Annotated in this window: 1 rRNA gene; it reads right to left on the reverse strand. The window is 51.9% G+C overall.

Annotated features, from left to right (window positions below):
• Positions 1-210: ribosomal RNA gene (locus tag PEPTYR26121_RS08930) — 23S ribosomal RNA — on the reverse strand; the annotation flags it as partial.

Consider the following 210-nt stretch of genomic DNA (forward strand, 5'->3'; position numbering starts at 1 on the left):
TGTGTCGGTTTACGGTACGGGCGACAAAACGCGAATAGTGGCTTTTCTTGGCAGTATGGAGTCAGCTCCTTCTCTACTTGTTTTCGATACGCATCACACGTCAGCCGTATTGAAAGCGGATTTGCCTACTTTCAAGCCTTGGTGCTTGCACGCCTCACCAACCGGGCGCTACGCTTATCCTCCTGCGTCCCCACATCTTCATTGCGTTTG

Origin of the sequence: Aedoeadaptatus nemausensis, from assembly GCF_903819165.1 — a bacterium.
Taxonomy (GTDB): Bacteria; Bacillota; Clostridia; order Tissierellales; family Peptoniphilaceae; genus Aedoeadaptatus; species Aedoeadaptatus nemausensis.